Origin of the sequence: Brachyspira pulli (assembly GCF_036997785.1) — a bacterium.
In the GTDB taxonomy this organism is placed as follows: Bacteria; Spirochaetota; Brachyspiria; order Brachyspirales; family Brachyspiraceae; genus Brachyspira; species Brachyspira pulli.
In genome coordinates this window covers 1-4,469 of the sequence record NZ_JAWLQI010000114.1, presented here as the reverse complement: position 1 = coordinate 4,469, position 4,469 = coordinate 1, and the positions used below count along the sequence as shown (strand labels likewise).

Annotated in this window: 3 protein-coding genes and 1 riboswitch; all 3 genes read left to right on the top strand. The window is 28.6% G+C overall.

Going from position 1 to position 4,469, the window contains the following annotated elements:
- The first annotated feature begins 76 nt into the window (after positions 1–76).
- Positions 77–175, top strand: a riboswitch (purine riboswitch).
- 20 nt (positions 176–195) lie between these two features.
- Positions 196–1,560 carry an 8-oxoguanine deaminase gene (locus tag R4K56_RS14480; RefSeq protein WP_335756416.1) on the top strand — a complete coding sequence of 455 codons (1,365 nt, stop codon included), beginning with the start codon at positions 196–198 and terminating at the stop codon, positions 1,558–1,560.
- A 600-nt stretch (positions 1,561–2,160) separates the two neighbouring features.
- On the top strand, positions 2,161–3,225 hold the full coding sequence (locus R4K56_RS14475; RefSeq protein WP_335772590.1) for a Leu/Phe/Val dehydrogenase: 1,065 nt from the start codon (positions 2,161–2,163) through the stop codon (positions 3,223–3,225).
- A 565-nt stretch (positions 3,226–3,790) separates the two neighbouring features.
- Positions 3,791–4,459, top strand: a complete 669-nt coding sequence (locus R4K56_RS14470; protein ID WP_335772589.1) for a hypothetical protein — start codon at positions 3,791–3,793, stop codon at positions 4,457–4,459.
- Positions 4,460–4,469: the final 10 nt, after the last annotated feature.

Here is a 4,469-nt window from a genome sequence, read left to right as displayed (position 1 = left end):
TAGCAAGTTTATTCACTAGCTTATTATAGGAGTGTATAAAAATAATAAAATCATTGACATAAAATTAAAATCTCTTATAATTCAATCATCATACACTTATATAAGTTCATAATACGGTTGAACGTTTCTACCAATTACCAAAAAATAATTGACTATAAGTTTTTATATCATCATAAAAAATGGAGGAATAAAAATATGTCAAGTATTTTTATCAAAAATGCATCTTCTATAGTTACTTGTGATAGTAATGACACAGTTCATAATTCCAGCAACCTATTAATAGAAAATGGAGTTATTACTTACATAGGAAAAGAAGAAAAAAAAGCTGATAAAGTTATTGATGCTTCAGGCTGCTTTATGTATCCAGGACTTATCAATACACATCATCATTTGTATCAAATATTCAGCAGAAATTTGCCTCAAGTTCAGAATATGGAATTATTTGAATGGCTTACAAATCTTTACGAAATTTGGAAAAATTTAAATCATGATGTTGTTTATTATAGCTCTATCACTGCAATGGGTGAATTATTAAAAACCGGCTGTACTACTTGTTTTGATCATCATTATTTATTCCCTCAAAAAAATTCAGAAATGTTGTTGGATTCACAATTTGCAGCCGCTAAAGATTTAGGAATAAGAATGTATGCTTCAAGAGGAAGTATGGATTTAAGTAAAAAAGACGGCGGACTTCCTCCTGATTCTGTTGTTCAGTCATTAGATGATATTTTAAAAGATTGCCAAAGAGTAGTAGAAAAGTATCATGATCCTTCACGCTACTCTATGAATATGGTTGCATTGGCTCCTTGTGCTCCTTTCAATGTAACTGGTGAATTACTCAAACAATCTGCAGTATTGGCTAGGGATTTAAAAGTAAGACTTCATACTCATTTATGCGAAACTAAAGATGAAGAAGTATTCGTTAAAGAAAAATTTAATATGCGTCCTTTAGAATATATGGAATCTTTAGGCTGGGTTGGTAATGATGTTTGGTATGCTCATGGCATTCACTTCAATGAAAAAGAATTAAAATTTTTAGCTGACACTCAAACCGGAGTTGCTCATTGTCCTATATCTAACATGAAATTGAGTTCAGGAATTTGCAGAATACCTGAAATGCTTGAATTGAATGTTCCTGTTGGACTTGCTGTTGACGGAAGTGCCAGCAATGACGGATCTAGCTTACTTGAAGAAATGAGAGTTTGTTATTTACTCCATAGACTCAATTCAAGTAATAAAGCCCCTACTGGATACGATATATTAAAAATCGCAACTAACGGCGGAGCTAGAGTTTTAGGCCGTGATGATATAGGAAGTTTGGAAGTTGGAAAAGCTGCTGACTTATTTATGATAGATATGAGAAAATTAGAAATGGTTGGTGCTAATTTCGATCCTAAATCATTATTCGGTACTATAGGCTGGAAAGGAAGCGTTGATTATACTATAGTTAATGGAAAAGTAGTAGTAGAAAAAGGAAAACTAATTACTATAGATGAAGAAAAGATGTACAGACTTGCTGATGAAACAGAAAATAAATATTTGGATAAGGCAAAACAATAAAAATTGTGAGCATCTAGCAAATTCGCCGAAGGCGGACAGAGTCATTTGCTAGATTTTATTAGCGAACAATTTTTATTAGCAATAATAAAAATAAATATTTAGATAAAGCTAAATAATAAAAATTGTGAACATCTAGCAAATTCGCTGAAGGCGGACAGAGTTATTGATGAGCCTTAAAGCGAGATTTTTTAATTGTTTATTGTTTTAAAAAAATAATAATAAATTTCATAAAAATATCCCTTCACGGCTTTAAATATTTTTAAAGCCGTGTTTTTTATATTCATCAATAATTAAAAATTAATACCAATCATCGCACGGTAAACAAAACTAAATAATATAAAATAAATTATAACGTGCGTTTAATGAATTCTTAAATAAATAAAATTTGGGGGGATTTATATTTTTATATTATTCTATATAGATAAAAAAAATAACATTGATAATTTTAACAACAAGTATTAAAGGGCGGGTATGTAAAAAAAGCATTTATATATAAAAATTAAAAAAATATAATTATTGTAAAAAAACTTGACAATGACAAAAAGCATTAATATACTTGAATGCAGATGGTAATTTTATATAATATCTGAGGTATATATTATGGAAATTTTCAGTTATATGGAAAAATATAATTATGAAGAATTAGTATTTTTCAATGACAGCAAAACAGGTCTTAAAGCTATTACATGTATTCACTCTACAAAATTAGGGCCATCTTTAGGCGGAACAAGACTTTGGAATTATAAGTCAGAAAGCGAAGCCATAGAAGATGTTTTAAGACTTGCTAAAGGTATGTCATTAAAATCAGCATGTGCCGGACTTGATTTAGGAGGAGGTAAAACAGTAATAATAGCTGACCCTAAAAAAGTTAAAGGTAATGAAATATTCTGGAGATCTTACGGAAAATTCATTAATTCATTAAACGGAAGATATATCACTGCTGAAGATGTTAATACAAGTACAGAAGAAATGGAATATATAGCTAAAGAAACAAGCTTTGTAGCAGGACTTAGAAGTAAATCAGGCGACCCTTCTCCTATGACTGCTTACGGTGTTTATATGGCTATCAAAGCAAGTGCTTTAAAAGCTTTTGGAAGCGATAATTTATCAGGCAAAAAAATATCAGTTCAGGGCTTAGGTCATGTAGGTTTGGTATTATGCGATTATTTGGCAAAAGATAAAGCAGAATTAATAGTATCAGATATAGATAAAGAAAAAGTAAAAAAAGTTGTAGAATTATATAATGCTAAAGAAGTTGATGTTAATGCTATATATGAACAAGATGTTGATATATTTGCTCCTTGCGGATTAGGTGCTATTATCAATGATGACACTATACCTAAATTAAAATGTAAAGTTGTAGCAGGTTCAGCTAATAATGTACTTAAAGAATCTCATCATGGAAAAATTTTAAAAGACAAAGGTATTGTATATGCTCCAGACTATGTTGCTAATGCCGGAGGTGTTATTAATGTAGCTATGGAAAACCCTACTTATAATTATGAAGCTGCTAAAAGTGCTACAGAAAAAATATATAACAGAATATTAGAAATATTTGAAATCGCTGATGAACATAATATATCAACAAATGAAGCTGCAGACAAATTGGCTATGCAAAGAATAGATTCTATAAGTGAAATACATTCAAGATACATGAGAAATTAATTAAAAAATTATTTCTTTTTATTTAAGGAATGGACTTTAAAAATTAAAGCCCCTTCTTTTTTATTATATGCTAAAAATTTTTAAGTTTGTCAATTTTTTGTTGTTCTTTTTCCCGCCGCAAAAAGTTGCAAAAAGTGCAAGGACAGAATTAGTACTAAATCATACTAAAATTGTCTTACATGTAAAATAATTTATTAATTAAAGCCCAAAAATGTAGCCTTTCGCGAAGCGTATCCGAGTTTGTCGAGGATATAAGCTTCTTTGTGGCACGCCAAAGGCACTCCCTTCGGTCGCAAAAGAAGTGGGGGGTCGCAGAGCGGTGGGCAAAGCCCCAGATATAAAAGCAAAAATGTAAATTTATTTTTGACAAAGTATATTTGTTTAGGTATATACTAAATATACTATAATTTTTCTTTGTATTGACAAAAAATAATTATTGTTTAGAATGTAGCCACTTTCAATAAAGTCTGATAAATTTCAGGCTTTTATTTTGAATACAAAATGAACATTGTTCAGTTTGTATTTATAAAAACTTTAACACAATTTTTATAAACGGAGTATTATCATGAAATACATTATCATTCTATCAATTATATTAAACGGAGTTTTATATTCATATAATTCTAAAGATATTAATAATTTTTATAATAGTTATTATTCTTCAAATTATGATATAAACACCATAAAAAATAATTCTTCACAAACATACAAAAATATATATCATTTAATAGAATCAAAAAAAATTTCAGATGAAAAAGAAAAGTATAATTATTTAAAGAATGCTATAAATGAAAATGCAGATTACGAAAAATCAGATGATACAGATTATCTAATAAGCGTATCAGAATTAATGAATTATATTGTTTATTTCACAGGACTTTCTGAAAAAATTTCTTATGGTTCAAAAAGCAAAGAAATATATCAAAAAATATTAAAGAAAGATGAATCAAATTTCTTTGCACTCATAGGCACAGCAATAGCATATATGCATGCACCAGCTATAGCAGGCGGAAGCAATAAAAAAGCCTTTGAATATTTTAACAAAGCTTTAAACAATGCTAATGAAAAATACCAACAATATTTATCTTATGTTTGGTTATCTCAATACTATTTTAAAGTAAAAGATAATGAGAACTACAATAAATATATAGATATGAGCAAAAATATATATCCAAATGGTGAGTTATTAAAAGAAGCTATAGAAAGAAATAATACAAAACAAAAAACTTTGTAAAAATAATATT

Excerpts from the sequence above, each read along its gene's own strand:
- R4K56_RS14480 (WP_335756416.1), top strand. The coding sequence starts at position 196 with ATGTCAAGTATTTTTATCAAAAATGCATCTTCTATAGTTACTTGTGAT.
- R4K56_RS14470 (WP_335772589.1), top strand. The coding sequence starts at position 3,791 with ATGAAATACATTATCATTCTATCAATTATATTAAACGGAGTTTTATAT.
- R4K56_RS14475 (WP_335772590.1), top strand. The coding sequence starts at position 2,161 with ATGGAAATTTTCAGTTATATGGAAAAATATAATTATGAAGAATTAGTA.